Raw genomic sequence first — 26,609 nt, 5'->3', positions numbered from 1 at the left:
AGCGGGGCCCCGTGCCCGAGCTAGTGTTTCAGCGGGAAGACCCAGTAGCGCACGATGACCACCAGCAGGATGGTCAAGGTGATCCACGAAGCCCAGTGCCAGGCGCCCGTGCCCAGCAGCGCGGCCAGCAGGCCAAAGACGCTGAGCACGCCCAGCAGAACGGGCGCGCCCCAGACGAACATGAAGCCGCGGCCGCCGCGGCTTTTGGCGTGACGTGCGCTCATGCGGGAGTCCTTTGCGGGGCGGCGGCGGCCTGGTGCTTTTTCACGAGTTCGTTGATGCGGGCCTCGGTGGCGCGGCGCCGCGCAATCCAAAGATAGAGTCCGCTGACCAGCACCACGATGGTGATGAGGTCCAGCAAAGCCCAGATGATTTTCAGCGGCAGGCCCGCGTAATCGCCAAAGTGCAGCGGGCGCGACACCTCGAGCGCAGTCAGGTACCAGGGCATCTTGGCCACGGTGGTAAGTTCGCCGCTGCGGCCGTCCACCAGCACGGGCGTGTTCAGCTTGGAGGTCAAGGGCGTGTCGCCGCGCATCCAGGCAATGTAGTGATGCGGGCTGCCGAAGGCGTTGCCGGGGAAGGCAATGAAAGAGACCTCGTTGCCCGGCATCGCCTTCTTGGCCGTGTCCGCCGCCGATTGCGCCGAGGCCAGTTCGGTGGGCACTGTCTGGCCCTTGTAGGGTTCCAGGATGCGGACCAATTCCGTGGACTGCCACAGGCGGAACAGCGGCGTCGACAGCTCGTTGATGACGCCGGTGAATCCCACCACGAAGGCCCACACCAGCGTCACGATGCCCAGCAGGTTGTGCAGGTCCAGCCATTTCAGGCGCGTGGACCGCGTGGCGCGCACCGTGCCGAATTCCAGCTTCTTCATGAAGGGGCCGTACAACACCACGCCGGACACGATGGCCACGCAGAACAGCAGCCCCATGAAGCCCAGGAACAGCTCGCCCGGCAAGCCGGCGAACAGGTCCACGTGCAACGCCAGCATGATGCCCATGAACGAGAATTTATCTTCGGTGTAGAGCGGGCCGTCGAGCAGCACGTCGCCGGTGCGGGCGTCCATCCGCACGGCATGCCCGGATGCCTGACCGTCGCCCGGCTTCTTGGCCATGCCGACATACACCTGGGGTTCATCGGGATCGAAGAACAGGTAATCAACCACCTCACCGGGATACATGGTCAGGGCGCTGGCCACCAGCTTGTCCAGATTGGCGGGCGGCGTGTCGGCGGGCACCTCGGACAGCGGTTTGGCGTCATCCAGCCAGTGTTCGATTTCGTGGTGAAAGACCAGCGGCAAGCCGGTCAAACAGATGATGAGCAGGAAGATGGTGCAAACAAGGCTGGTCCACTTGTGGATCCAGTACCAGGTTTTGATGGTGGACGCGGCTGTCATGGCGGCAGAAGGGCCGCGCGCGCGGCCCCTTTTTTTGAGCGTGGGTGGGGAAGGATGGAACAGTATCACGAATAATAGCGATTCTCGTAACGGAATATTGACCGCCATACGCCGAAGGGTGCAAGGATGGCGTCAACCAAAGCGGGTTAAAAAGACAGGTCGGGAAGCACCGGGCGCGAGCCGCTCGCGGTGTGTTTCAAGGGACGGGTCTTGCCCGCCCGCAACCGGCAGTCGAGAAACATCATGGAGCAGCGATTTCTGAAAGTCCCCCGTAACGAGCAGGGCCGCGACTTTGCGGTGGGCGACGTGCACGGGCATTTTTCGCGTTTGCAGGACAGCCTGGACCGGCTCGGTTTCGACCCGGCGCGTGACCGGCTGTTTTCCGTGGGCGATCTGGTCGATCGCGGACCCGAAAGCGAGGCGGCGCTGGAGTGGCTGGCCCGTCCGTGGTTCTACGCGGTGCAAGGCAACCACGAAGACTATGCGATCCGGCACGTGCGCACGGGCGAGGTGGACGTGATGAATTGGCGCGGTTATGGCGGCGGCTGGTTTCTGGATCTGCCGGCCGAGCAACAAGAGGTCTATGCCGAAGCGTTCGCCAAGCTGCCGATCGCCATCGAAGTCGAAACGACGGCGGGCGCCGTGGGCCTGCTGCACGCTGATTGCCCGGTGCTGTTCTGGCCGCGCCTGGAATTCGCGCTGCAAGACCGCTACAAGCGCACCAGCGCGGCCTGCCAATGGTCGCGTGACCGGCTGCGGCAGATGAACCGCACCGGCATCCAGGGAGTGCGGGCGGTGGTGGCGGGGCATACGCCCGTGACCGCGCCGCTGGCGCTGGGCAATGTCTATCACATCGATACCGAGGGGTGGCGGTCGGGCTACTTCACGTTCCTGGACCTGGAATCCTTGTCGGCCTGGCCATGCGACGTGGTGACCGAACTGGCGGTGGAAGAATAGGCCGACGCGTGTGCCGAACAGTCAGAGCCAAAAATAACGGGTGCCGCAGGGCACCCGTTATCGTTTTGCGCTTTGCCCGCTTGGGGCTGCTGGATTCCTGGCGGGCGTCGCAAGCGCCCGTCGCGCATACGGTCAGAGAGGCCGGGCGACGACGGAACTGGACGTCGTGACCGCGCTGGCGCGAGCGGCGGCATCTTCGGCGCTGCCGGCCGCGGGTATGCCCGCAGTTGGAACAGCGGCAGCCGGTACGCCCGCAGCCGGTACGCCTGCCCCCGTCATACCCGGCAGCGTATTGCTGGCGGCGGGCATGGGGATGGGCTGCAAGGGAGCTTGGACGGCGCTGTTGTTCGAATCTTGCGGCAGCATCGCGCCCGGGGTCGGCAGCGGTTTGACGGACGTGTCCACGCCGTCGGTGCTGCGGTTGTTGTTCAGGAAGTCGGTCAGCGCATCGCCCGATGACAGATCCAGCGACGCCACGGCCTGGCCCGGCGGGAACTCGGCGAAATAGTATTCGCCGTTGTCCACCAGCAGCCCGTCGGGGCGCGGCGGCTGCTTTGCTTCGGGCATGCCCTTCAACACGGGCTGCATGTAGTCCAGCCACGTGGACAAGGCCAGGCCGCTGCCGAATTCGTTGGTGCCCAGCGACTTGGGCTGGTCAAAGCCCATCCAGACGGTGGTGGCCAGGTCGGGCGTGAAGCCCGAGAACCAGACGTCCACGGCGTCGTTGGTGGTGCCGGTCTTGCCGCCGACGTCGTTGCGCTTAAGGACCTGGTGCGCGCGTGCCGCCGTGCCGCTGGTGGCGACGCCACGCAGGATGTCGTCCATGACCCACGCGGTGCGCGGGTCGATGGCGCGGGCGGCTTCGTCGCCCGCCTTGACGGGTTGCGCCTGCATCAGCACCTTGCCCGAACGATCCGTGACGTGGTCCACCAGATACGGGGTGACGCGATAGCCCCCGTTGGCAAAGACGCCATATCCGTTGACCACTTGCAGCGGCGTGGCGCCACCCGCGCCCAGTGCCAGCGGCAACACGGCCGGCCAGCGCGATTTGTCGAAGCCGAAGCGAGTCAGGTAGTCCTGCGCGTACTGCGGCGAAATGGCTTGCAGGATGCGGATCGACACCATGTTCTTGGACTTGTACAGGCCCTGACGCAGCGTCAGCATGGGTTCGTACTTGTTGCCGTCGTTCTTGGGCTGCCAGTCCTTGGAGCCCGTCTGCGCGGCCGTCAGCATGAAGGGCTGGTCGGAAATCTGCGTGGCGGGCGTGAAGCCGCGTTCCAATGCCGCTGCGTAGACGAAGGGCTTGATGTTCGAACCGGGTTGGCGCCATGCCTGCGTCACGCGGTTGAAGGTGCCCCGGTTGTAGTCGAAGCCGCCGATCATGGCGCGGATGGCCCCGTCTTGCGGCGCCATCGACACCAACGCCGCTTGCAGCGCTGGCATGTTGATGATTTCCCAGGAGCCGTCGTCCTTGCCGCCCGTCTTGTGGATGTAGACGACCGAGCCGCGACGGATGCGCTGGCTGTCGCTGGCTTTCGGGTTCAAGGCGCGCGCCACGACGGCCAATGCCTTCTTGTCCGTAATGGTGATGATGTCGCGCGCGCTGCGCGCCACTTTCACTTCGGTGGGGCTGGCCGACAGCACGACGGCGGCCAGCAGGTCTTCGCTGTCGGGCGTCTTGTCCTGCACGCCGTCCAGGATTTCGTCCAGCGCCTGTCCGTCGCTTTCGACGCCATCGGGCAGGTCGATCTGGTCTTCCGGGCCGGGATAGACGGCGCGGCGGGTGTAGTCCATGACGCCATCGCGCACGGCGCGGTAAGCGGCCTCTTGGGACTTCGAATCGATGGTGGTGTAGACGTCGATGCCCTTGGAATACGTTTCTTCCTGGAACACGCCATACATGAGCTGGCGCGCCAGTTCGGCCGGGTAATCGCCATGCACGGCGAAGCCGCGCGCGCTGGCGCCGTCGGCACCACGGATGGTCAGACGCTGCTTGAGCGCTTCATCGGCCTGCTCGGGCGTGATGTAGCCCAGCGTCTTCATGCGGCCCAGCACATAGTGCTGGCGAATTTCCGCGCGGGGGAAATTGGTGATGGGGTTGAAGCGAGAGGGGGCTTTGGGAATGCCGGCCAGCATCGCGGCTTCGGCCGGCGTCACTTCCGACAGCGGTTTGCCGAAGTAGGTGCGCGACGCGGCCGCAAAGCCGTAGGCGCGATGACCCAGATAGATCTGGTTCATATAGAGCTCAAGAATCTGGTCCTTGGTCAGCTCGTTTTCGATCTTGAACGTCAGCAGCAGTTCGTAGAACTTGCGCGAATAGGTCTTTTCCGACGACAGGTAGAAGTTACGCGCCACCTGCATCGTGATCGTGCTGCCGCCTTGCGACTTCGAGCCCTTGACCACGTTGGTCAGCACGGCCCGCGCCACGCCCATCCAGTCGACGCCGCCATGGCTGTAGAAGCGATCATCTTCGGCCGCCAGCACGGCCTGGCGCATCACGGGCGGAATCTCGTCAAAGCGCAGGACGTTGCGGTGTTCTTCGCCGTACTCGCCGATCAGAACCTTGTCAGCGGTGTAGATGCGCAGCGGCACGCGCGGCCGGTAGTCGGTCATGGCGTGCAGGTCGGGCAGGCTGGGCCAGGCCAAGGCCAGCGCCAGTCCAAGCACGATTGCGCCGCACGCGGCGGCGCCGGCCGCGACGATGCCGGTCTTGACCAGGATGCGTTTCCAGGGGAGGCCCGATTTACCGCCCGGGGTGGCGGAGGATTGCTGGGGGGTGCTCATTGCAGGCGATTCTAGGACAGAACGCTATAGACCGGCCACGGCGCAATAAGGTTTCGGTAACCAAAATTGCCGGGACCGGAAGGAAAGCGCGTGCCGCTTTATATAGAGGGACGGGGTCTAGCATACGCTGCGCGCGGCTTGCGGGCGCGAGCGATGGGAATTGCGCTCTGAAATGTATTGCGCGCGGTGACAAACAGCAAGGCCGGTTGCATGCGGATGTCGTGATTCAGCTTGCAGTAAGGCGCGCCGCGTCCTGTTGATAGCGCTGCGGGGGTACGCCCAGCGCGCGGTGGAACATGGCGCTGAAGGCGCTGGCGCTGCGGTATCCGAGGTCGGACGCAATACGCGCCACGGGCACGCCCACGGACAGCCGGCACACCGCGTCCGCCAGCCGCACCTGCTGCACCCATTGCCGGTAGTTCAAGCCCAGCTCGGCCTGGAACAGCCGGATCAAAGTGCGAGCGCTGGCGCCGACCTCGCTGCCCCAGGCCTCGATGCCGCGTTGCAGACCGGGCTGGTCCAGAATGGCGGCGCAGATGGTTTGCAAGCGGCGGTCGCGTGGCCAGGGTATCTGGATGGGCAGCACGCGGGCGGCCGCCAGTTCGGACAGGATCAACGCGGCGATCTGGTCGGCCCGGCCGCCCAGCGGATAGTCGATGGGCTCTGCGGTCAGCGCCAGGATCAGTTCGCGCAGCAGCCCGCTGACTTCCACCACCTGGCACTGCGGCCAGTAGCGGGCGGCGGCGTCGGCCTGGATGTAGAGCGAACGCATCGATACCGCACCCACCATATCGACCCCATGCGGCACGCCTGCTGGCACCCACAAGGCGCGCAGCGGCGGCAGCGCCCAGAAGCCGCTGGGCGTGGTGACGCGCATGACGCCCTCGGCGGCGTAGATCAGCTGCGCGCGGGGGTGCGAGTGCGCGCCGGTCTGCGCGCCCGCGCGAAACTCCTTGGCCAGCGCGGTGACCACGCGCGGGCGGTCCTGGTAGTCCTGCGCATTGATGCTGCGGGCGGGGTCGGGCGGAGCAAGGCGGGCGGGCATGATGTCACTTCCGACAAAAGGATGAGGGGGCAGCCGCAAGCGGACTGCCGCCATTTTGTCACTTGGCCGACGAAAATTGGCAGATTTCAGCGGCGCCCGCTTTCTACACTGATGGCTGGTATCCGGCTGCCGGCCGGACATGACTCATCAAGCTACCCATGACTCCTGCCCAGAATCCCGTTGCTGGCATCTCTGATGCCAACGTGCCGCCCGTCGCACCGGCCACTGCCGCCCCATCGACCGCCTTCAAGGTGCTGGGCGCGATCAGCGTGGCGCATCTGATGAACGACATGATCCAGTCGATCCTGTTGGCCATCTATCCCATGTTGAAGGATTCGTTCAGCCTGTCGTTCGCGCAGATCGGGATGATCACGCTGGTGTATCAGCTGGCCGCCTCGCTGCTGCAGCCGTTCATCGGCCTGTATACCGACAAGCATCCGAAGCCGTATTCGTTGCCGGTGGGCATGAGCTTCACGCTGGCAGGATTGCTGCTGCTGTCGGTGGCGCCGTCGTTTGGCTGGCTGCTGGTGGCGGCGGTGCTGGTGGGTACGGGCTCGTCGGTGTTCCATCCCGAATCGTCGCGCGTGGCGCGCATGGCCTCGGGCGGCCGGCATGGGCTGGCGCAGTCCCTGTTTCAGGTCGGGGGCAACGTGGGGTCGGCGCTGGGACCTTTGCTGGCGGCGCTTTTCATCATTCCGCATGGCCAGCGCAGCGTGGCCTGGTTTGCCTTCGCGGCGCTGTTCGGCATCGTGGTGCTGACGGGCATCGGCCGTTGGTACAGCGCCAACCGCGTCACGCTGAAACCGCGTGCGCGGGCGGTGGGCGCGGGCAATGGCCTGTCGCGCAAGCAGGTGATCGGTGCGTTGGCGGTGCTGGGCGTGCTGGTGTTCTCCAAGTACTTCTACCTGGCCAGCCTGAACAGCTATTTCACCTTCTACCTGATCGATAAATTCGGCCTGTCGGTACGCGAGGCGCAGCTCTACCTGTTCCTGTTCCTGGCCGCGGTGGCGGTGGGCACGGTCGTGGGCGGGCCGGTGGGCGATCGCATCGGCCGCAAGATCGTGATCTGGGTGTCGATCCTGGGCGTCGCGCCTTTTACCTTGCTGCTACCCCATGCCAACCTGTTCTGGACGGCGGCGCTGGTGGTGATCATCGGCATGGTGCTGGCGTCGGCCTTTTCCGCCATCGTGGTGTATGCGCAGGAATTGGTGCCCGGCAAGGTCGGCATGATCGCCGGCCTGTTCTTCGGTTTTGCGTTCGGCATGGGCGGGGTCGGGGCGGCCGCGCTGGGCAAGTTGGCGGACGCCACCAGCATCGGCTACGTGTACCAGGTGTGCGCCTATCTGCCACTGTTGGGCGTGGTGGCGATCCTGTTGCCCAAAGTCGACAAGGCGCGTTGAGCAAACCTGCTACTAAACCACGAATTTGGGCGCCGCGCGCTCGCGCTTTTGGATGACTGGCAAAGGCAAGCCACAATAATTAATCTAAGCCTTGCCCGTCCTCCATTGCGCTTGTCGGCAACCTGAAAGTTTTAAACGTCAAATACTGCAAACGATGGTCCGGGCGCGCCTGGCTTGGCGTATTCTTCCGGACATACCGCGCAATCGTTTCGGCGCGGCTGGTAAAGGTTCAGGACAAGTCGCGCCCTTGGCATGACGGATAGCCGTCTTGTGGGGGCGCGACCTTTTGTCCTTCTGGTAACAAAAAGCATCAAGCATGCTGACGTGTAACGCGTAATCCACCCTTGAACCCAGTGCAATAGCAGGTCTGAAGCGACGGCGTTCGCCCATCAGGGGCTGCCGGCAAAAACATGACGACTTCCTTGTTCTTCTTGATGTGGGGGCTGGCCACGGCCTTGGCGCTACCGCTGCTGCTGCCGTTCCAGTCGCGCGGGGTGAAGGGCATCCGTGCGTTCATCGCCGCCAATATGTTGGCCGTGCTGTCATTGCTGGCCTTCGCCGCGTCGGAACTCATCCCGCCGGGGGCGTATGTCATGGTCTCGAATGCGTCGTGGGTGTGCGCCATCAGCCTCGTCTACGTGGGCGTGCGCCAGTTCTTCGGCCTGCGCCCGCACGTCGCGCGCACGGCCGGCATCAGCGCGGTCTGTGTCCTGGCGTTCGCAATATTGCTGTATGGCGCTGACCATATGCCGGAGCGCATGCTGCTGTATTCCGCCTTTACCTGTGCCAGCGCGCTGATGACCGGGCGGGTGATCTATCAGCAGCGCTGGCGTATTCGCACGCCGGGTGTGGCGCTCTATCTGATGCTGGCGATATTCGGCCTGGCGGCCCTGCATGCGATGCGGGTGCTGGTGTATGGCTCGGGTTGGGCCGAGCCGGTGTCCTTGCTGCAACCGTCGGCGTGGGGGCTGTTCTTTATCGTGTGCGGATCGGTCACGGTGCCGGCGTTGTTTCTGGCGCTGCTGTTGCTGGTGCAGACGTGGCTATCCGAGCAGATGCAGGCGGCCTTGACCTTCGACAGCCTGACGCATGCCTATTCCCGCCGCAGCATCCTTGATGAACTGGAACGCGAGCTGCTGCGTTGCGCCCGTTCGGGCAGCCCGCTTGCCGTGCTGGTGCTGGACATCGACCATTTCAAGTCCATCAATGACCGCTACGGCCATGCGGCGGGCGACACGGCGCTGCGCCATTTTTCCAAGGTGGCGCAGAACGCGGTGCGCGCTTCCGACCGCTTTGGCCGCCTGGGCGGCGAGGAATTCGTGTTGCTGATGGTGGACTGCGACCCCGCGCGGGCGCTTGTGCACGCGCAACGCGTCTGCGATGCGCTGCGTGACACGCCGCTTTATCTGCAAGGGATGGAAGTGCCCCTGACGGCCAGCGGCGGGCTGGCCACGTATCAGCCGGGCGATAGCGCCGACGTGATCCTGGCGCGCGCCGACGTGGCGTTATACCGCGCCAAGGAGCAGGGTCGGGACCGCGTGGAATCGGCGTTCGTGGCGCGTGGCGCCAGCCGTGCGCAGGGCGAGGGAAGGGCTGCGATGGCGCCAGCGGCAAACGCGCCGCTGGCTACCCAGGAAGTGGCGGGGCACTAGGGCTTGAGGTGTTCCTTCAGGAACTTCTCCATGGCCTCGTAGAACTCGAACTTGTTTTCGTCGTTGTGAAAACCATGGCCTTCGTTGTCCTTGACCATGTATTCCACGTCAACGCCGCGCGCCTTCAACGCCGCCACCATCTGGTCGCTTTCGTCCTTGTTCACGCGCGGGTCCTTGGCGCCCTGTGCGATGAACAGCGGCGTCTTGATCTTGTCCGCGTGCAGCGCGGGTGACGTGGCCGCCAGCCGGTCCTTGTCGCGCTCGGGGTGGCCGACCATGTCCTGCATCTTGTCCAGCATCGGCTTCCAGTAAGGCGGAATCGACTTCATGAACGTGAACAGGTTGGACACGCCCACGTAGTCCACGGCCGCCGCATACAGGTCAGGGGTGAAGGTCACGCCCGCCAGCGTGGCGTAGCCGCCGTAGCTCGCGCCATAAATGCCGATGCGCTTGGGGTCGGCGATGCCCTGCTTGATCAGCCATTGGACGCCATCGGTGATGTCGTCCTGCATTTTCAGGCCCCATTCGCCGAAGCTGGCTTCCCAGAATGCGCGCCCATAGCCGGTCGAGCCCCGGAAGTTCATTTGCAGCACGCAGAAACCCCGGTTGGCGAGGAATTGCGTTTCGGGGTTGTAGCCCCAGCCGTCGCGCGCCCACGGGCCGCCGTGAGGGTTGACGATGCAAGGCAGGTTCTTGGGATCGCGGCCGGCGGGCAGGGTCAGGTAGCCGTGGATGGTCAGGCCGTCGCGGCTTTGGTAGCTGATGGGGCGCACCTCTGACATGTCGGCTTCCGGGATGGCCGGATTGATGTCGGCCAGCTTGGTCAGCGTGTCGGCGTTGGCGTCGTACAGATAACGCGAGCCGGGCGTGCGGTCGTTGTAGGCCGCAACGATGAACACGCTTTCGTCGCGGTTGGAGCCTTGCAGCGCGATGTCGTAGCCCTTGAGCTTGTCGCGCAGCGTGTTGAACAGCTTTTCCGACTGCGCATCGAAGAACTTGTATTGCGGCTTGTCGGTTTGATACGCCGCCAGAGTCAGCACGCGGCGCTTGCGCGAATAGCCCGCGCCGTCCAGGTCGACCGTGTCCGGCGTGAAGATCTCTTCCTCGGCGTCAGGGCTCGCGGGGTCGATGACCACCAGCGACAGCTTGTCGCGGCCACGGTTGCTCAGGGCGTAGATCTTCTTGTCGTCGAACGTGAAGAAGGACGGGCTGACGTTGGTGCGGTAATCGGTGGTGATGATCGGACGGAACTCGGAGGCTTCGTCGTCGCGGTAGAGCAGGGTGGTGTTCAGGCCGTCGCTGGTGACGGCGGCGCGGACCTTGCCCGCGTGGTCCGTCTGCCAGCCGACGATGTTGCCGGGGTTCTGCGCCACCAGCACGGCCGCGCCGGTGTGGACGTTGACGCGGTAGACGTCGAAGACTTCGGGGTTGCGCTGGTTGTGGCTGATGAGGACGTGGTCGGGATCGTCTTCAAGATCGTCTTCGATGCTGGCGCGCGCGCCTTCATAGGGCGTCAGGTCGGTGATCTTGCCGGTCTTGGCGTTGACCGCCAGCACGTGGTAGTTCTCGTCGCCGCCGAAGTCCTTCTGAAACAGCACTACGTCGGCGCCCTTCCAGAAGTAGTTGGAGATGTCGCGGGCGGTTTCGCTGGTGAGCTGGCGGGGCTCGCCCACCAGTTGGCTGCCTTGCAAGGGCTGCACGTAGATGTTCATGCGCGCCGGGTGGCCGTCCACGCTGGTGGGCTGCATGAAAGCAAGCGTGCGGCCGTCGTCGGCCAGGCGGAAGAAGCCGCGTTCCGGGTTGCGGAAAAAATCCTTCAGGGGATAGGCGCGGGGCGGGGGCTGGGTGGCGCATGCGCCCAGCGAGGCGCCGACGATGCTGGCGGCCAGGACGGTGCGCGTCATGAATGAAAACAAGGCAGAACCTCCGCGATTTCGATGCGATCGATAATGCCATAGTCGCGCGGACGGTGTCGAACCGGCCCCACTTATGCCGCCGTGCCGTTTGCGGGATAATCGCGGCAATTCATCTGGAGAATTACATGTACAGGAATCTGGTCGCGGCATCGGCGCTGGCGCTGGGCCTGGCGGGTTGCTCGCTGGGCATCTCGCAGGACAGCGCATCCCCGCACAGCGAATTCAAGGCGCCGGTCGCGTTCAAGGACGCCTACGCCACCGTGATCCGGCAGTCGAACAACTGCCTGCGCAGCACCGACAACGCCTATCGGGTGGTGTCCGACCTGAACGAGGCCGCGCAAACCGGCGTGGTGCGCGTGCTGGCTCCGTATACCGACAACGAAATGTCGCGGGTCGACCTGAAGGCAGCCGGCCCCGCCAGCACCGACGTGCGGATCGTGATGTGGGGCAAGGGCACCTGGGACGCCGCCGCGATGCGCGCCATGCAGGACGCCATCTACTACAGCATCACCTCATGCAGCACCTACATGCCGCTGGACCCGCGTCCGCCCGTCAAGCCGTCGCGCGACCTGCCCCGGTAAGGGGCAAACGCCGCTCAGTCGCCGCCCGGGCGGCGGCGGATGATCTTGAACGTCGCGGTGGCGCGCGCCACCAGTTCGCCATCGGCGCGCCGCACGTCGCCTTCGCAAAAGGCGATCGAAGCGCCCCGGCGCAGGCAGCGCGCTTCGATCACCAGATCGCCCGTGCCGGGCGACAGGAACGTGGTGTTCATGTCGATGGTGGCCATGCCTTCGGTGGCGTCGGCGGAACCGCGCGCCGCCGCGCTCAGGGTGAAGTCCAGAATGCTCATGAGCGTGCCGCCGTGCACGTCGCCGCGGCTGTTGGTCAGGTCCTGGCGCCAGGGCAGGGTGGTGCGGGCATAGGCCGGCGCGATGCTTTCGGGCACCAGGCCGATGAAGTGCATGAAGGGTATCGTCAGGCCGAAATAGTCAGTCGTAGCGGTTGCGGTCATGAGCGGTAAGCAAGATGGGTAAGTGGATAGAGCCGGTCATAATAGTTTTTTTTGCAGTGCCCGCCAGCGTCTCGCGGCGGCGGGCGCGTCGTCGTCACTGGAATGTCTGAACTCTTGCGCAAGATCGTGCATGTGGACATGGATGCGTTCTACGCGTCCGTGGAGCAGCGCGACAATCCCGAGCTGCGCGGCAAGCCCGTCGTGGTGGCCTGGACCGGGCCGCGCTCGGTCGTGTGCGCCGCGTCCTACGAGGCCCGGCGCTTCGGCATCCATTCGGCCATGTCCGCGATGCGCGCCGAGCGCCTGTGTCCGGACGCCATCTACGTGCCGCCGGACTTCAACCGTTACCGCGAGGTGTCGCGCCAGATCCGCCAGATCTTCGCCCGCCATACCGACCTGATCGAACCGCTGTCGCTGGACGAAGCCTATCTGGACGTGACGCACAACAAGGGCGGGCTGCCGTCCGCTACCGAGGTCGCGCAGGTCATCCGCCACCAGATCCGCGAAGAAACCGGGCTGACCGCATCGGCGGGCATCGCGCCCAATAAATTCCTGGCCAAGATCGCGTCCGACTGGAACAAGCCGGACGGACAATTCGTCATCCGTCCCACGAAGGTGCTGGAATTTTTGCAACCGCTGCCGGTGCGCAAGGTGCCGGGGGTCGGCAAGGTGACGCAGGCGCGCCTGGAACAGCTGGGTATCCATACGGTGGGCGACCTGGCCACGCATAGCCTGGAAGAGCTGGCCCACTATTTCGGGCGCTACGGACGGCGTCTGTATGAGTTGGCGCGCGGCATCGACGAACGCGAAGTGCAGACGGACCAGCCGCTCCAGCAGGTGTCGGCCGAGACCACGTTTTCGGAAGATATCCGCCTGGACGCGCTGGGCGAGGCCATCGACCGGATGGCCGGCAAGGTGTGGGATCAGGCCTTGAAGAAAGGCGCGCTGGGACGCACGGTGGTCCTCAAGCTCAAGACTGATCGCTTCCGCATTCTGACGCGCAGCCAGACCAGCTTGAATCCGCCCGGTTCGGCGGCCGAGCTGGCGGCGGTGGCCAGGCTGCTGTGCGAACGGGTGGAGCTGCCGCCGGAAACGCTGTACCGGCTGGCAGGGGTGGGGATGAGCAATTTTGCCGATCCCGCCGAGCAGTCGCGCCAGCCGGATCTGTTCGGCGGCGCGTTCTGACTGCCCGGCGTGGCTCAGGCCAGGCGGGCCTTGACCTGTTGCGACAGGGCCGTCATGTCGGCACGGCCGGCCAGCGCCTGCTTGAGCAGGGCCATGACCTTGCCCATGGCGGGCGCGCCCGTCACGCCTTGCGCGGCCACTTCGGCCAGCGCGGCGTCGATGGCGGCGGCCACTTCTTCCGGCGTGGCGGCTTGCGGCAGGAATTCTTGCAGCACAAGCAGTTCGGCCTTTTCCTGCTCGGCCGTTTCCGTGCGGCCAGCCTGTTCAAACGCGGCGATGGACTCGCGCCGTTGCTTGACCTGCTTTTCGATGATGGCGGTGATTTCGGCGTCGTTCAGGTCGCGGCGTTCGTCCACTTCCTTCTGCTTGACGGCGGCCAGCAGGAAACGCAGCGTCGTCAGGCGTTCGGAAGCCTTGGCGCGCATCGCGTCCTTGACGGCATCAGAGAGGCGGGTCTTGAGCGTAGCAGTGCTCATAAGTGAACCTTTTGGGTGGTGTTGCGGCAATCCGCAAGTGTAAACCGGGCTTACTTCACCCGGGCCAGATCGCCGCGCAGCGCCACGCCCGCCACCATGGCGCCCGCATGGCACTCGTAGTCGGTCTTGCTGCTGTATTCGTTTTTGCGATAGTAGCTGACGATATTCGTCACGGCGTTCGCGCCGGCCTTCTTGGCGGCTTCATGCAGCGCGATCACGGCGGACTGCGCCACCCACAGGCAGGCTTCCGGGTCTTTCTTGGCGAAGGCGTTGGTCTTGCGGTTGGTGACGACGCCGGCTTCCAGCACCTGGCCCTTGGGGCCCGTGCCCGCCAGATAGAACTTGACGCTGCCGTCGATCTTGCCGGCGGCCTGCGCAGCCTCGATGGCCGGTTGCAGGGGCAGGAAGACGGTGCGATCGGCCGCCAGCACTTGGGTCGAGCAGGCCAGCGACAGGGACAGGGCGCCAAACAACTTGCAGGTGATCTTCATGACGTGTGTTTTCCGTATATGAAAGAGGCGAAACAAAAAGGGAAACGAGGATCCGCGCGGCTCAGGACCAGCGCCGGAAAATCAGGGACGTGTTGATGCCCCCGAACGCGAAGTTGTTGTTCATGACGTATTCGTGGCTCATGCGGCGGCCTTCGCCTTGCAGGTAGTCGAGCTTGCCGCAACGCGGATCGATGTTGCGCAGGTTCAGCGTGGGCGCGTACCAGTCGCGGTTCATCATTTCGATGCAGAACCAGGACTCCAGCACCCCGCAGGCCCCAAGCGTGTGGCCCAGATAGCTTTTCTGCGAGCTGATCGGCATGCGGCTGCCAAAGAGCGCGTGCGTGGCCTGGGTTTCGGCGATGTCGCCCTGTTCGGTCGCGGTGCCGTGTCCATTGACGTAGCCGATCGCCTCGGGGGGCAGGCCCGCATCCGTCAAGGCCATCTGCATCGCCACGCGCATCGTGGCCGCTTCGGGCCGCGTGATGTGCGTGCCGTCCGAATTGCTGCCGAAGCCGACGATTTCCGCGTGGATGCGCGCGCCGCGCGCCAGCGCATGGTCCAGCGATTCCAGCACCAGCATGCCGCCGCCTTCGCCGATGACCAGCCCGTCGCGGTCGCGGTCGTAGGGGCGCGGCGTCAGCTCTGGCGTGTCGTTCTGCTGGCTGGTGGCGTACAGCGCGTCGAATACCAGCGCCTCGCTGGCGCACAGTTCTTCCGAGCCGCCGGCCAGCATCATGTCCTGGCGGCCATAGCGGATGGCTTCGTAGGCGTAGCCGATGCCCTGGCTGCCCGAGGTGCACGCGCTGGACGTCGGAATGATGCGGCCCTTCAGTTCGAAGAAGATGCCGACGTTGGCCGCCGTCGTGTGCGGCATCATGCGCACATAGGAATTGGCGTTCAGGTCATCGGTGACGCCGTTGAGCAGCATGTTGCCGAAGGCGCGGATTTCAGCCGTGCTGCCCACCGACGAGCCGCAGGCGACGCCCATGCGCCCGTCGGTGATGCTGGGTTCGCCCAGCAGCGAGGCATCGGCCAGCGCCAGCTCGGCGGCGCGCACGGCCAATTGCGACACGCGGCCCATGCTGCGCAACTGCTTGCGGGTCCAGTGCGCCGGCACCTTGAAATCTTCAACCGGCCCGGCCAGCCGGGTGTTCAGTTCGGCAAAGCGCGACCAATCCGGCATGTAGCGGATGGCGCTGCGCCCCGATTCAAATGCCTGCTGCACGCTGGTCCAGTCCGAACCCAGCGCGCTGATGCCGGCCATGCCGGTGACAACGACGCGTTTCATCAGCACAAGCCTCCGTTGACGGCGATCACCTGGCGCGTGATGTAGGCCGCGCCGGGCGACATCAGGAAGGCCACCGTGGCGGCGACTTCTTCCGGCTTGCCCATGCGCTGCGCGGGCACCGCCTTCAGGATTTCTTCGACGGGCACGTGCTCGTCGATCATGTCGGTATCGATCAGGCCCGGCGCCACGCAGTTCACCGTGATCTGGCGTTTGGCCAGCTCGACGGCCAGCGCCTTGGCCGCGCCGATCAGGCCGGCTTTGGACGCGCTGTAGTTCACCTGCCCACGGTTGCCCACCATCCCGGACACCGAGGCCATGCAGACCACGCGGCCCGGCGCGCGCCGCCGGATCATGGGCATGGCCAGCGGGCTCAACACGTTGTAGAAACCGTCCAGGTTGGTGCGCATCACCTGGTCCCAGTCGTCGGCCGTCAGGGCCGGGAACGCGCCATCGCGGGTGAGGCCGGCATTGAGCACCACGCCGTAATACGCGCCGTGCGCCTCGACATCTGCTTGCAGGACGGCCGCGCATTGCGCGCGGTCGGATACGTCGAATTGCAGGACGCGGGCCTGCCGGCCGCGTGCGATGACTTCAGCCTGCACGGCTTCGGCCTGTTCGCGCTGCTGGCGGCAATGCAGGACGAGGTCATGGCCAGCGTCGGCCAGGGCCAGCGCGATGGCGCGGCCGATGCCACGGCTCGAACCGGTTACTAGGATGGGGGCTGCGCTCATGTCAGAGGGGCTTCCTGGGTGAATTCGTTGGGGTCCGTGGGCTGATAGACATTCAGCCGGGCCTCGGCCAACAAGCGGGCTTCGTCGCGCAATTCGCATTCGAAGACGCTCATGCCGCTGGCGTCGATCAGGCCACGCTGGACGTGGATGGACAGGGCCGCGCCGGCCGGCAGGCTGTCGGCTTTGCATTCATAGCGCCGCGTGCCAAGCAGGAATCCCAGCTTGACGGGCACGCCCGTCGCGCGCGCGTGGCAGCCGGCCCAGGCGCCTACCGCTTGCGCCATCAGCTCCATGCCCAGCCAGGGCGGCAGCGAGCCGTCCGGCAGGGAGTACGGGCCGGGCTTGATGACGGCGGTGGCGGTCAGGCTGTCGACGTCATAGGTTTGCACGGCGTCGATCAGGATCATGTTGCCGGCGTGCGGCAACAGGCTGGCGACGGGCCAGGGGCAGGCGGTCATGGCTGCGCTCCGAAAATCAGGCTGGCGTTGTTGCCGCCGAACGCAAAGGAATTGCTCATGGCGATGCGGGGGCGGCCGTGGGCGTAGCGATGCCTGGCGGTGCTGAAATCCAGCGCGGGCAGCGCCGGATCGGGCTGGCCGTCCCAGCAGTGCGGCATCAGGCGGCCATCGGCATTCGCCGACGACAGCGTGATCCACGCCAGCGCGGCTTCCAGCGCGCCCGCCGCGCCCAGCGTGTGGCCGGTCAATGCCTTGGTGGACGCGCACGCCACTCCGTCAGGAAACACGGCATGCATCGCGTGGCTTTCCATGGCGTCGTTGTGCGCGGTGCCGGTGCCGTGCAGGTTGACCCAGCCGATGTCGGCGGGCGCCACGCGCGCGTCCTGCAACGCGGCCAACATGGCCTGGCGCGCGCCCGCACCCGAGGGCTCCGGGGCCGACATGTGCCACGCGTCGGAACTGGCGCCACCGCCCAGCAGGGCCACGGCGTCGTCATCGGAAGCCTTGCGCTGCATCACGAATAGCACGCCGGCTTCGCCGATGTTGATGCCGCGCCGGTTGGCCGAGAACGGCAGGCAAGGCCCGTCGTCCACGGCTTCCAGCGTGGCGAAGCCATTGATGGTCAGGCGGCAAAGCGTGTCGGCCCCGCCGCATACCACCGCATCGCACAGGCCCAGCGCCAGCAGCCGGCGCGCGGACAGCAGCGCGCGGGCGCTGGACGTGCAGGCGGTTGACAGCGTGTAGGCCGGACCGGTCACGCCCAGATGCGCCGCCAGGAAAGCGGCGGGCGAAGACAGGGCCTGGCGGCGGTAGTCGTAGTCAGCGGGCCAAGCGCCTTGCGTGGCCAACTCGCGGAACGCCGGCGCGTTGTCGTTGACGCCCGAGGTGCTGGTGCCCAGCACCACCGCGATGCGGGACGGGCCGTATCGGGCGATGGCGCGTTGCAGCTGGGGAGCGATCTGTTCGGCGCAGGCCAGCAGCAGCTGGTTGTTGCGGCTGTGCAGATGAGCAGGAAGGGCAGCGGGGATGGACGGCAATGCGCCGTCATAAGCGCCCAGCGTCAGGCTGCGGTCGCGGACCCAGCCGGCTTGCGCGCGCATGCCGCTCGTGTCGCCATTGAAGGCGGCGTGCGCGACGGTGTCCACGCCCGCGCCCAATGCGCAGACGATGCCGGGGGTGCCTAGCCAGCTGTTCACGGCTGTTCCTTGAGCGGCGCGATGCGCCAGGTGACGCCAGCGGCGTCGGTGATCGAGAAAACCTCCGGCTGCGACGGCTGTGGCCAGCGCACCGTCCATCGGACCGCGCCGCGTACGTGCAGGCTGCGCTGCGCGCCGCCATCGTCCAGCTGCCGGGCCTGCCATGCGCCACGGCCGTACGCGGCGTCCAGGTCGGCCAGCGGCGTCCACGCGAACATGAGCGCGGCGAACAGATCGCGCGCCTGCGCGTTGGGCCGCAGAAAGCCGTCGTTGCGCCAGTGGCCGTCTTCCAGCATCTGCCGCGCTTGCGGCACGCCCATCGGGTCGAACAGCGACCAGCGCAACGCCGCGCCTTCGCGCTGCACTACCAGCATCGTGTCCAGCTGAGGTTGGCCCGCGGCCAGTTGCACCACATGCAGTTGGCGCGGCACGGCAAAACGGGCGTCGCGCGCAGGCAGGGGCGGCGCGCTCGCGCAGCCGGCCAGGGCGGCAAGCAACAGCGCCGTAGCCGCCGCGCGGCGGGCGCGAACGGGGAGGGGCAGGCGTGGGGAGGCGGCGCGCATCATGAGTTTTGGATGGATTTCAGCAGGGTCTCAAGCGGGTTCGGCCTGCGCGGACGCACCCCGGCACAGCTCGCTCAACATGCGCAGCCGGCGTTGCGGGCTGGCGACGAAGGGGTTGGCGGTGTCCCAGGCATAGCCCGCCAGGATGGAGCTGATCATCCGGCGGATTTCGGGCTGCGGACTCTTGTGGAACACCACGTCCTGGAATTCGCCGGTGTACCAACCCTGCACATAGGCGCGGAAGGTTTCCACGCCCAGCATCAAGGGATCGGCGAAATCGGCCTGCCAGTCGACGATCTCGCCGCGCAGTTGGCGGTGCAGGGCGTCGGTGGCCAGCTTGGAGGATCGCAGCGCGATGGTGACGCCCGACGAGAACACCGGGTCCAGGAATTCGGCCGCGTTGCCCAGCAGCGCGTAGCCGGGGCCGTACAGCCGGGTGACGCTGGCGGAATAGCCGCCGATGGTGTTGGCGGGCGTGTCCCACACCGCATTGGCCAGCACGCGCTTGAGGTTCGGCGCGGCGGCGGCCATGTTGCGCAAGGTGGTCATCAGGTCTTCGTCGGGGCCGCCGAACAGGTCCTGTCCGCCCACCACGCCAAACGAGCAGCGCCCGTTCGAAAAGGGAATCAGCCAGTACCAGATGCCCGGCTGCTCCGGATGCACGCTGATGAGGATCTTCTCGCGGTCGAAGCCGGGGTCGTCGATGCGGTCTTCGATGTGCGTGAAGATCGCCTTGCGCGGCGGCATCGACGACGGACGCTCCAGGTCCAGCAAACGCGCCAGCACGCGGCCGTAGCCGCTGGCGTCCAGCACGAAGTGGCTTTGGATCTGATAGCTGGCGCCGTCTGCGCCGCGCACGGTCAGCAGCGGCCGGTCGCCGCTGAAATCGGCGGCCGTGACTTCCTGCAGGTAGCGCACGTCCACGCCCTGGCGCGCGGCGTCATCGGCCAGCACCTTGTCGAACTGCGCGCGCTGCACCTGGAACGTCGTGCCGGGGCCCGCCGTGAACTTGTCGCGGAAGTCGAAGTACGCGTACTCGTCGCCGCGCGCGAAGGCCGCGCCGTTCTTGACCTGAAACCCCGCTGCGTTGACGGCGGGCATCATGCCGGCTTCTTCCACGAATTCCAGGCAGTGCGCCAGCAGGCTTTCGCCGATCGAGAAGCGCGGGAACTGCTGGCGTTCCAGCATCAGCACATCATGGCCTTGCCGCTTGAGCAGCGCGGCCGCAACCGCGCCGGCCGGACCTGCTCCGATGACGACGACTTCACGATGTTCCATGCGAGGTGATTCCATGTGGGAAAGACGGATAGGTTCAGCCGCCCTGGGGTGCACGCACCCAGGGAGACCACAGTAAGGAGAACGCGACGCCGAGGGCGACCGCCATGCCGAAGTTGGCGATGGCGGGCGTCTGGCTGACGGCCAGCAGGCCGAATGACAACAAGGTGGTGACCGCGCCCAGCAGGATGCCGACCAGGCTGGCCGCCGCGCCCGCAACGCGCTCGTACATGAAGATGGCGTAGTCCACGCCGATGGCGGATACCAGCAGCAGTCCGAACAAACTGAACAACGTCAGGGGCTGGCCCAGGTAGCCCAACGCGGCCAGCGCGCAGGCGGTCGCGGCAAGCGGCACCGCCAGGATGCGCCAGGTGGCCGCGCGGCCCAGCGTCAGCAGCAGCAACGCCGCCGCCACCCCGTAGGAAAGCAGCTTGAGTTCGGCGGCTTCGACGCGGGTGGAGGCGAACATGCGGTTCAGGTCGCCGCTGCGGTCTACAAGCTCGACGCCCGGCAGGTCCTGCGCGATGCCGTCCAGCGCCGTGGCGCTGCGCAAGCCCAGCAGCGTGACCATGCCCGCGGCCTGCCCATCTTGCACGCCCAGCCACTGCGCGCGCCAGCGTTCGGCCAGCGGGCCTTGCAAGGCGGCGTCGATGGTCAGCGCGGGCTGCTTGGCGTAAGACTGCAATTCCTGTTGCAGGGCCTCGTAGGGGATGCCCAGATCGGTCAAGGGCTTCCACACCTGCGGCTGCCCGGCCAGCGCCGCCAGCCGCTGTCCCAGGGCCTGCTGGCTTTGCACGGGGGACATTAGCTGATTCAGCGAGTTGTAGGCGGCCAGGTCGCCGCGCTGGATCAGCGCGTCCAGCTTGCGCGCCACCTGGGCCTGGCGGCGCAGCAGCTCGTCGGCATCGGGCGCGCGTACCAGGAAGAACTGGCTGGTCGGCGTAAAGCCGGTGATGTCGCCGATCTGCCGCGCCTGTTGCAGCAGCGGCGCGGGCAGGCTCAACCATTGGCGCAGATCGTCCTGGATGACCAGCCGGTTGATGCCGCCAGCCATGATGGCGGCCAGGCCCAATGCGCCGACGGCCAACAGCAGGCGTCGGCGCGCCACGCGGTCGCGCAGGCGCATCGCCGCCTCGGCCGCGCGTAACAGCGGCGGCCAGGGACGCGGGCGCCAGCCGTTCATCCAGGCCGGCAGTTGGCACACGGTGCAGGCGTAGGCCCCAAGCAGCCCCGCTGCTGAAAAAACGGCGGTCTGCGTCAAGGCCGGGAAGGGCGTGAAGGCCAAGGCCACGTAGCCGACGAGGCTGGCTGCCAGGCTGATCGTCAGGCCCGGCAAGACGCGGCGCAGCGCGGGCCAGGCCTGCCAGTCGGGCATGCCGTAGCTCTTGCCCAGCCAGTGCATCGGAAAGTCCACCGCGACGCCGATCAGGCTGGCGCCGATCACCAGCGTCAAAACGTGGATCGAACCGAACACCGCGACGCAGGCCACCGCGCCGGTCAACAGGCCGACCGCCACGGGAATGAACGCCAGCAGCGCACGCGCGCGTCGCAGGGCCAGCAACAGCACGATGACGATGCCCGCCAGGGCGATGGATCCGATCCACCCGCTTTCCTTCACGGCCTGGGCGCGACCGGCCGCCGCGAACAACGGGCCCCCGGTGATCAGCAGTTCTGCGCCCTCGGCGTGCAGCGCCTGACGGGCATCGTCGATGCGCGCCGCCAGGTCTTGGGGCGCGTCGGTGTCGAACGCGTCGGCGCGCGTTTCGGCGCGCACCAGCACCCAGTGCTTGCCGCCTTGTTCGGCTTGCAGCGTGCCGCTGCCCATGTCGTACTGCACCGCGCCGCCGGGGCGCAGCGCCTGTTCGGCGCGCCGCGTCAGGCCCAGCCAGTCCTGGTCCACGGGCACCAGCCCGGACGAAGAGAACGGGTCGGTCAGCTCGCGCGCGCGGCGCTGGGCGTAGGCGGCGGGGTCGGCAGTCAGTTGCTCGCGGTCGGCCTGGGGCAGCATGGCAAGCCGCCCGGCCAGCAACTGCGCGCGCAGCGCCGCCACGTCCACATTCAATTCCAGCTGCACGGATGCGAACAGGCCGCTGTCCTGCAAGCGTTGCGCCAGCACCCGCGCAGGCGCGACCGGGTCCGCGCCGGGACGCGCCGCGACCAGCGCCAGCAACTGGCGCGACAGCGGTTCCTGGATGCGCGCTTCGGCCAGGCGCCGCGTGGCGTCGGCCTTGGCGTGCGGCACCAGATCCATCAGGTTGGCCGACACCGGCCAGCCATGGCGGCATTGCCACGCGCCCGCGCACAGGACCAGCAGCAGCCCCAGCTTGAACAGCCGGGGCAGCCAGCGCTCAATGGGAAAACGCACGTTGCTCCTCGGCGTTCAACGCGTCGGCGGCCACCGCGTCGGTCATTTGCAGCACGCTGCGGTCGCCCTGCGTTTCACGCAGTTCGATGCGGTCGACCAGCTTGCCGCCGTTGATCTGGATGTTGTCGAAGATCTGCCGCAACAAGGCGGAGCGCGGCGTCAACATCAGTTGCCAGGCGTTGGCTTCGCCCGTCAGCGCCAGGTCGAAATTCTCTTGCAGGCCCTGGGTGTCGCCCGCCAGCACCGACAGGAACAACCGGTTCTCGCGGCCCGACCCGGTCTGTTGCGGCAGGGCTTGCCACGCGCCGGATTCGTCACGCCGCGAAATGCCGTTTGCGTCGATGCGCAGATCCTGCGCGATGGGGGTGCGCAGCCGCCACAACAAGCCTTTGCCGGCCGCCAGCGTGAAGTCGCCGCGGCTGGTCAGCGGCTGGGGCAGCGAGCGCAGGAATTTCTGCTGCACGAACTGGCCTCGCACGACAGGTGTGGCGCGCAACTGCGCTTCCAATTCAGCCAGGCCGAAGGCGCGCGCGGTCCAGGGCAGGGCGGTCAGCAACAGCAGCAACGCCGCGCGCCAGGCCCATGCGGACGCGCTCCGTGCGCCGGTTGCGATGCGCGTGGAAGTGAGTGCGTTCATGCCGAAGCCTCCAGAGCCTGTAGCTTGCGCTGCACGGCGTCGACGAAGACCGGGGGCGACACCAATTGCATTTCGCGGGTCTCGATGCTTACCGCGACCTGTTCCGACGACCCCCGGGTCAGCCGCTTGCCGCTTGCCGTATCCAGGATCAGGTAATTGATCTTCAAGCGGTTTTCCCATTCCACGAGTTCGGCACGCACCGTCAGGCGCTGGCCAAATTCAGCGGGCTGGGCATAGCGCAGATGCAGGTCGATCACCGGCCAGGCGTAGCCGCTGGCGCGCATGGCGTCATAGTTGTGGCCCAGTTGGTCCAGCAGCTCGCAACGCGCCTGCTCCAGGTATTTCACATAGTGGCCATGCCACACGACATTGAGCGAGTCGATGTCGAAGAAGGGCACCCGGATCTCGACTTGAGCGCTGATCGCGCCGCGTTTACGCATCGTCTTTCCAGAAAGGGTAGAAGTTGAACCATTGCAGCGGCGCCAGTCGGCAATGCGCGGCAAGGCGGTCGGCGTAGCGCTGCGCCCAGTGGGCGATGCGCGCCTGACGGGTGGCGCGCGTCCATTCGATGCCGTCGGACAGCCGTTCCATCGCCACGCGATAGCGGTCGCCATGGCGCGTGCAGAACAGCACATTGACGGGGCAGCGCAGCAGGCCGGCCAGCAGCCAGGGGCCTTGCGGCAGCGCGGCGCTCGCGCCCAGGAAATCGACCGGCGTGGTGCGGTCGCCTTGCAGCGGCACGCGGTCGCCGGCAATCGCCAGCCATTCGCCGCGATCCAGGCGCTGCGCCAGATCCAGCATGGTGGGCGCATCCAGCTCGCTGACCTGGATCATGCGCAGGCCGCCGCCCGCCTCATCCAGCAAGCGATTGAAATGGACGGCGTGCTTGCTGTGCACCAGCACGTTCAGGCGCAGCGCGCCGGATCGTTCGGCCAGCGCGCGGCAGATTTCGATATTGCCCAGATGCGATCCCACCAGGATCTGGCCACGGCCCGCGCCCATTTGCGCATGCAGGCCATCGGGGTCCGCGATGTCCAGATCCGACAGCGTGATCTTGCCTTGCCATACATCGAGTTTGTCGAGCATGGCTTGGGCAAAAGCCAGGTACTGGCGGTATACGGGCAAGGTGCGGGGCACGGGCGTGCCCGTTTGCGCCAGGCGCCGCTGGTACTGGGCAATGGCGCGGCGGGCGCGGCCGCCGAAGGTGTAGAAGTACAGCACCACCAGCCAGACCACGGGCGCGACAACGCGACGGCCCAGCCGGCGAGCGGCCCAGGCGGTCAGGCGCATCAGCACGGGGCTGCCGCGTTCGGCCTGGTGGGCCCAGTGCGGATCGGCGGCGGTCACGGGCGCGTCCTGGGCGCGAGACGGCGCCACAGCAGGGCAGGCGAGCGGCCCAGCATGCCGAAGAACAGCCGCGCGTGCATGCGGCTGATCAGCAGGTTGTCGCGCAAGCCCTTGAAGTGCGACACGCCGCCTTCGGGATAGGTCACGCGCGTGGGATGCCAGGCCATCGGCACGCCGCGCCAATGCAGCCGCACCAGAATGGCGATATCGAAGTCCATGCGGCGGCCGACGCTGACGCCGTCGATGACCGGCAGCACGCGATCCAGCGGGTAGACGCGAAAGCCGCACATGGCGTCGGGGATATCGAGCGACAGCGTGTTGATCCACACCCAGATGCGCGTCAGCCAGCGGCCATACAGGCGGCTGCGCGGCACGTCGTCGCCATAGACGGGCGCGCCGCAGATCACGGCTTGGGGCTGGGCGCGCGAGGCGTCGGCCATGGCGAGGGCGTCGCGCAGCGCATGCTGGCCGTCGGCGTCCACCTGCAAGGCGTGCGTGTAGCCCAAAGCGGCGGCCGCGCGCAGGCCGTCCTGCACCGCCGCGCCCTTGCCGCCATTGGCGGCGCGGCGCAGCAGGTGCGTGCGCGGCTGCGCGGCCAGCGCGTCCAGCACGGCGGCGCAGCCCGGCTCGGAGCCATCGTCGACCAGCACGCAGGGCAGGCCCTGCGCGACCATTTGCGCATGCACGGACGCAACCGTGGCGCCGTGGTTGTAGACGGGGATGACGGCGCAGAGCTTATGTTGCGGCATGGCCGGCCTGATGAATGATGCGGCCCGACGAGCAGGGCGCGCCTTGCACGGTGCAGGTGAAATACAGCTTCTGCTTCGCCTCGTCCCAACGCAGTGCCATCTCGGCCTGGTCGCCCGGACGCAGCAGCCGCTGGAATTTCAACGCTTCCATGCCGCCAAAGTGCAGCGCCGGGCAAAGGCCTTGTTTGGCCAGCGACATGGCCCAACTGATCTGCGCCACGCCGGGCACCACGGGCACGGACGGAAAATGGCCGCTGAAATAGACCATGTCGTAAGGGATGTCCAGCGTGTAGCGGCGTTCGTTGGCGGGCTGGCCCGGCAGTTCCACCGCCTGCGGTTCGGTCGGACGCGGGCCGGCCGCCACGTCGAACAGGGCTTGCGGCAGCTTGCCTTGCGCGTTGCTGGGCAGGTGCCGGAAGAAGCGCCAACTGCGCGCAATGGCCAGCGATTCGAAACCGCCGGCCAGATGCGCGCGCAGCGCTTCCACGAGCGTCTTGCGGCCTTGGTTGCGCAGCACATGCAGGCCCGTGGCCGACAGCGCGATCAGCGCCGTCAGGCGCGGCGCGCCAGCCGTGCTGCCCAGGCGCGCATCGGCTACATAGGCATGGCGCATCAGCGCCTGCTCCAGCATCGGCAGCGACACGCGCTTTTCCTCGATCTTGACGATGCGGTCCAGGCGGCCCAGCAGTTCGAATCCGTTGACCGTGAGGCGCGCGCCGTCCGCGGTCTGCTCGTCGGCGGCGTTCACCCACGGCGATTGCACGCGCAGCGCGCCGTCGGGATTCACGTTGATGGCAACGCCGGGCAGCGCCTGCCAGTCCGAGGCGCCCGTCCGCCAGGCGACGGCGCCGGTTTCCGAGCTGCCGTAGATTTCGGTGGGGCGCAGGCCCAGTTCACGTTCGATATCGTCGGACACCTGGGGCGGCAGAGCTCCGCCCGACGAATGGATGCGCAGCAGCCGGCCGCGCAGTTTCGCCCAGTCCAGGCGCTGGCCCAGCCGCCGCAGCATGGCGGGGCTGGTGACCCACGTGAACGTGGGATAGCGCAGGCTGGCCTGCTGCAATTCTTCGGGATAGTGCCGCTGGCGGCGGTCGATCAGCCGGCCCGCGCATAGCGGCCACAACACGCGGAATGGCAAGCCGTACATGTGTTGGGCCGACACGCTGCCCAGCACGGGCGCATCGGGCGCGGGCCATTGCCGTTGCAGTGCGTGGACCTCGGCCGACAACTGCCGCCATTGCTTGTGCAACGGCTTGGGCGTGCCGCTGGAGCCTGACGTGCATAGCACCAGCGTGTGCGACGGGTCCAACGCGATGGGCGCGAGCGGCGCATGGTCTTGCAGGGCGTCCAGCCGCCATTGCCTGGCGCTTGGCACGGGCAGGTCGGCGTCGGTAAGCCAGGCGTCGATGTCGGCGTCCAGGCTGGCGCAGGTGCCCGGCTGCGCATCGCCGGGCAGGATGGCGACGACGTCGGCGCGCCAGCACGCCAATAGCGCGATGGCCAGCGACGCGGCGTCGTCGAACCACAATGCGACCCGGCGCGCCGAACGCGTCCGCAGCGCGCCGGCCACGCGCAGGCTGGCGTGCGCAAAGGCGGCGCGGGTCAGCGGCGGATCGTCGGCAAGCAGGACGTTGTTCGCGTCAGCGTCGGGCAGCAACAGATGTTCAAGCGGTATCCAGCGCATGC

Annotated in this window: 25 protein-coding genes; 5 read left to right on the top strand and 20 right to left on the bottom strand. The window is 66.7% G+C overall.

Annotated features, from left to right (window positions below; all coding sequences use genetic code 11):
• Positions 1–20: 20 nt before the first annotated feature.
• Positions 21–224 (bottom strand): hypothetical protein, encoded by a 204-nt coding sequence (locus tag API01S_RS27175; protein ID WP_050729202.1) that lies wholly within the window; start codon positions 222–224, stop codon positions 21–23.
• The gene (locus API01S_RS27170; RefSeq protein WP_006218773.1) at positions 221–1,396 is read right to left on the bottom strand and encodes a PepSY-associated TM helix domain-containing protein; all 1,176 of its coding nucleotides are present in this window, start codon (positions 1,394–1,396) and stop codon (positions 221–223) included. The genes API01S_RS27175 and API01S_RS27170 overlap by 4 nt, the downstream gene beginning before the upstream one ends.
• Positions 1,397–1,639: 243 nt before the next feature.
• Here API01S_RS27170 and API01S_RS27165 point away from each other — a divergent pair, with 243 nt between their 5' ends.
• Positions 1,640–2,353 (top strand): metallophosphoesterase, encoded by a 714-nt coding sequence (locus tag API01S_RS27165; RefSeq protein ID WP_061306615.1) that lies wholly within the window; start codon positions 1,640–1,642, stop codon positions 2,351–2,353.
• Between the two features lie 132 nt (positions 2,354–2,485).
• On the opposite strand, the gene API01S_RS27160 is transcribed toward API01S_RS27165, so the two are convergent.
• On the bottom strand, positions 2,486–5,137 hold the full coding sequence (locus tag API01S_RS27160) for a penicillin-binding protein 1A (RefSeq protein ID WP_061306614.1): 2,652 nt from the start codon (positions 5,135–5,137) through the stop codon (positions 2,486–2,488).
• A gap of 226 nt (positions 5,138–5,363) precedes the next feature.
• Complete coding sequence (locus API01S_RS27155; RefSeq protein WP_061306613.1) at positions 5,364–6,182, bottom strand: AraC family transcriptional regulator; 819 nt, start codon at positions 6,180–6,182, stop codon at positions 5,364–5,366.
• Between the two features lie 158 nt (positions 6,183–6,340).
• Between API01S_RS27155 and API01S_RS27150 the strand changes: the two genes are divergently transcribed.
• Together API01S_RS27150 and API01S_RS27145 are read left to right on the top strand one after the other, a co-directional pair.
• Positions 6,341–7,582, top strand: a complete 1,242-nt coding sequence (locus API01S_RS27150; RefSeq protein WP_061306612.1) for an MFS transporter — start codon at positions 6,341–6,343, stop codon at positions 7,580–7,582.
• 410 nt (positions 7,583–7,992) lie between these two features.
• The gene (locus tag API01S_RS27145; RefSeq protein ID WP_061306611.1) at positions 7,993–9,234 is read left to right on the top strand and encodes a GGDEF domain-containing protein; all 1,242 of its coding nucleotides are present in this window, start codon (positions 7,993–7,995) and stop codon (positions 9,232–9,234) included.
• Here API01S_RS27145 and API01S_RS27140 read toward each other — a convergent pair.
• The gene (locus API01S_RS27140; protein WP_409360621.1) at positions 9,231–11,138 is read right to left on the bottom strand and encodes a S9 family peptidase; all 1,908 of its coding nucleotides are present in this window, start codon (positions 11,136–11,138) and stop codon (positions 9,231–9,233) included. The genes API01S_RS27145 and API01S_RS27140 overlap by 4 nt on opposite strands.
• A 137-nt stretch (positions 11,139–11,275) precedes the next feature.
• Between API01S_RS27140 and API01S_RS27135 the strand changes: the two genes are divergently transcribed.
• Positions 11,276–11,731 (top strand): BPTD_2524 family lipoprotein, encoded by a 456-nt coding sequence (locus API01S_RS27135; protein ID WP_050729195.1) that lies wholly within the window; start codon positions 11,276–11,278, stop codon positions 11,729–11,731.
• Positions 11,732–11,745: 14 nt separating this feature from the next.
• Here API01S_RS27135 and API01S_RS27130 read toward each other — a convergent pair whose 3' ends face one another.
• Positions 11,746–12,162, bottom strand: a complete 417-nt coding sequence (locus API01S_RS27130) for a PaaI family thioesterase (protein WP_006218781.1) — start codon at positions 12,160–12,162, stop codon at positions 11,746–11,748.
• Positions 12,163–12,264: 102 nt separating this feature from the next.
• On the opposite strand from API01S_RS27130, the gene dinB reads away from it, so the two are divergent.
• On the top strand, positions 12,265–13,347 hold the full coding sequence (gene dinB / locus API01S_RS27125; RefSeq protein ID WP_006218782.1) for a DNA polymerase IV: 1,083 nt from the start codon (positions 12,265–12,267) through the stop codon (positions 13,345–13,347).
• Positions 13,348–13,361: 14 nt separating this feature from the next.
• Here the strand turns inward: dinB and API01S_RS27120 are convergent, their stop codons facing one another.
• The 14 genes from API01S_RS27120 to API01S_RS27055 all read right to left on the bottom strand — a co-directional run bounded on the left by API01S_RS27120 (position 13,362) and on the right by API01S_RS27055 (position 26,607).
• Entirely contained in the window at positions 13,362–13,823 is a 462-nt protein-coding gene (locus tag API01S_RS27120; RefSeq protein WP_006218783.1) for a GatB/YqeY domain-containing protein, read from the bottom strand.
• Between the two features lie 50 nt (positions 13,824–13,873).
• The gene (locus tag API01S_RS27115; protein WP_006218784.1) at positions 13,874–14,314 is read right to left on the bottom strand and encodes a hypothetical protein; all 441 of its coding nucleotides are present in this window, start codon (positions 14,312–14,314) and stop codon (positions 13,874–13,876) included.
• A 61-nt stretch (positions 14,315–14,375) separates the two neighbouring features.
• Positions 14,376–15,602: a beta-ketoacyl-ACP synthase gene (locus API01S_RS27110; RefSeq protein ID WP_061306610.1), complete on the bottom strand. Its 1,227-nt coding sequence runs from the start codon at positions 15,600–15,602 to the stop codon at positions 14,376–14,378.
• Positions 15,602–16,333, bottom strand: a complete 732-nt coding sequence (fabG, locus tag API01S_RS27105; RefSeq protein WP_061306609.1) for a 3-oxoacyl-ACP reductase FabG — start codon at positions 16,331–16,333, stop codon at positions 15,602–15,604. The genes API01S_RS27110 and fabG overlap by 1 nt, the downstream gene beginning before the upstream one ends.
• Positions 16,330–16,791, bottom strand: coding sequence for an ApeP family dehydratase (locus API01S_RS27100; RefSeq protein WP_061306608.1), 462 nt, complete (start codon positions 16,789–16,791; stop codon positions 16,330–16,332). The genes fabG and API01S_RS27100 overlap by 4 nt, the downstream gene beginning before the upstream one ends.
• Positions 16,788–17,987, bottom strand: coding sequence for a beta-ketoacyl-ACP synthase (locus API01S_RS27095; RefSeq protein WP_061306607.1), 1,200 nt, complete (start codon positions 17,985–17,987; stop codon positions 16,788–16,790). The genes API01S_RS27100 and API01S_RS27095 overlap by 4 nt, the downstream gene beginning before the upstream one ends.
• Positions 17,984–18,553, bottom strand: coding sequence for a DUF3261 domain-containing protein (locus tag API01S_RS27090; protein WP_061306606.1), 570 nt, complete (start codon positions 18,551–18,553; stop codon positions 17,984–17,986). Before API01S_RS27090 ends, API01S_RS27095 begins: the two co-directional genes overlap by 4 nt.
• A 27-nt stretch (positions 18,554–18,580) precedes the next feature.
• Positions 18,581–19,828 carry an NAD(P)/FAD-dependent oxidoreductase gene (locus API01S_RS27085; RefSeq protein WP_156487192.1) on the bottom strand — a complete coding sequence of 416 codons (1,248 nt, stop codon included), beginning with the start codon at positions 19,826–19,828 and terminating at the stop codon, positions 18,581–18,583.
• Positions 19,829–19,862: 34 nt separating this feature from the next.
• Entirely contained in the window at positions 19,863–22,190 is a 2,328-nt protein-coding gene (locus tag API01S_RS27080) for an MMPL family transporter (protein WP_061306604.1), read from the bottom strand.
• Positions 22,174–22,827: an outer membrane lipoprotein carrier protein LolA gene (locus tag API01S_RS27075; RefSeq protein WP_061306603.1), complete on the bottom strand. Its 654-nt coding sequence runs from the start codon at positions 22,825–22,827 to the stop codon at positions 22,174–22,176. The genes API01S_RS27080 and API01S_RS27075 overlap by 17 nt, the downstream gene beginning before the upstream one ends.
• Positions 22,824–23,267 carry an acyl-CoA thioesterase gene (locus API01S_RS27070; RefSeq protein ID WP_006218794.1) on the bottom strand — a complete coding sequence of 148 codons (444 nt, stop codon included), beginning with the start codon at positions 23,265–23,267 and terminating at the stop codon, positions 22,824–22,826. The genes API01S_RS27075 and API01S_RS27070 overlap by 4 nt, the downstream gene beginning before the upstream one ends.
• Positions 23,260–24,174: an LpxL/LpxP family acyltransferase gene (locus API01S_RS27065; RefSeq protein WP_006218795.1), complete on the bottom strand. Its 915-nt coding sequence runs from the start codon at positions 24,172–24,174 to the stop codon at positions 23,260–23,262. The genes API01S_RS27070 and API01S_RS27065 overlap by 8 nt, the downstream gene beginning before the upstream one ends.
• On the bottom strand, positions 24,171–24,923 hold the full coding sequence (locus API01S_RS27060) for a glycosyltransferase family 2 protein (protein ID WP_061306602.1): 753 nt from the start codon (positions 24,921–24,923) through the stop codon (positions 24,171–24,173). The genes API01S_RS27065 and API01S_RS27060 overlap by 4 nt, the downstream gene beginning before the upstream one ends.
• Entirely contained in the window at positions 24,910–26,607 is a 1,698-nt protein-coding gene (locus API01S_RS27055; protein ID WP_061306601.1) for an AMP-binding protein, read from the bottom strand. The genes API01S_RS27060 and API01S_RS27055 overlap by 14 nt, the downstream gene beginning before the upstream one ends.
• Positions 26,608–26,609: the final 2 nt, after the last annotated feature.

Origin of the sequence: Achromobacter piechaudii NBRC 102461 (assembly GCF_001571245.1) — a bacterium.
GTDB lineage: Bacteria > Pseudomonadota > Gammaproteobacteria > Burkholderiales > Burkholderiaceae_B > Achromobacter > Achromobacter piechaudii.
This window is presented reverse-complemented; position numbering and strand designations above follow the sequence as displayed.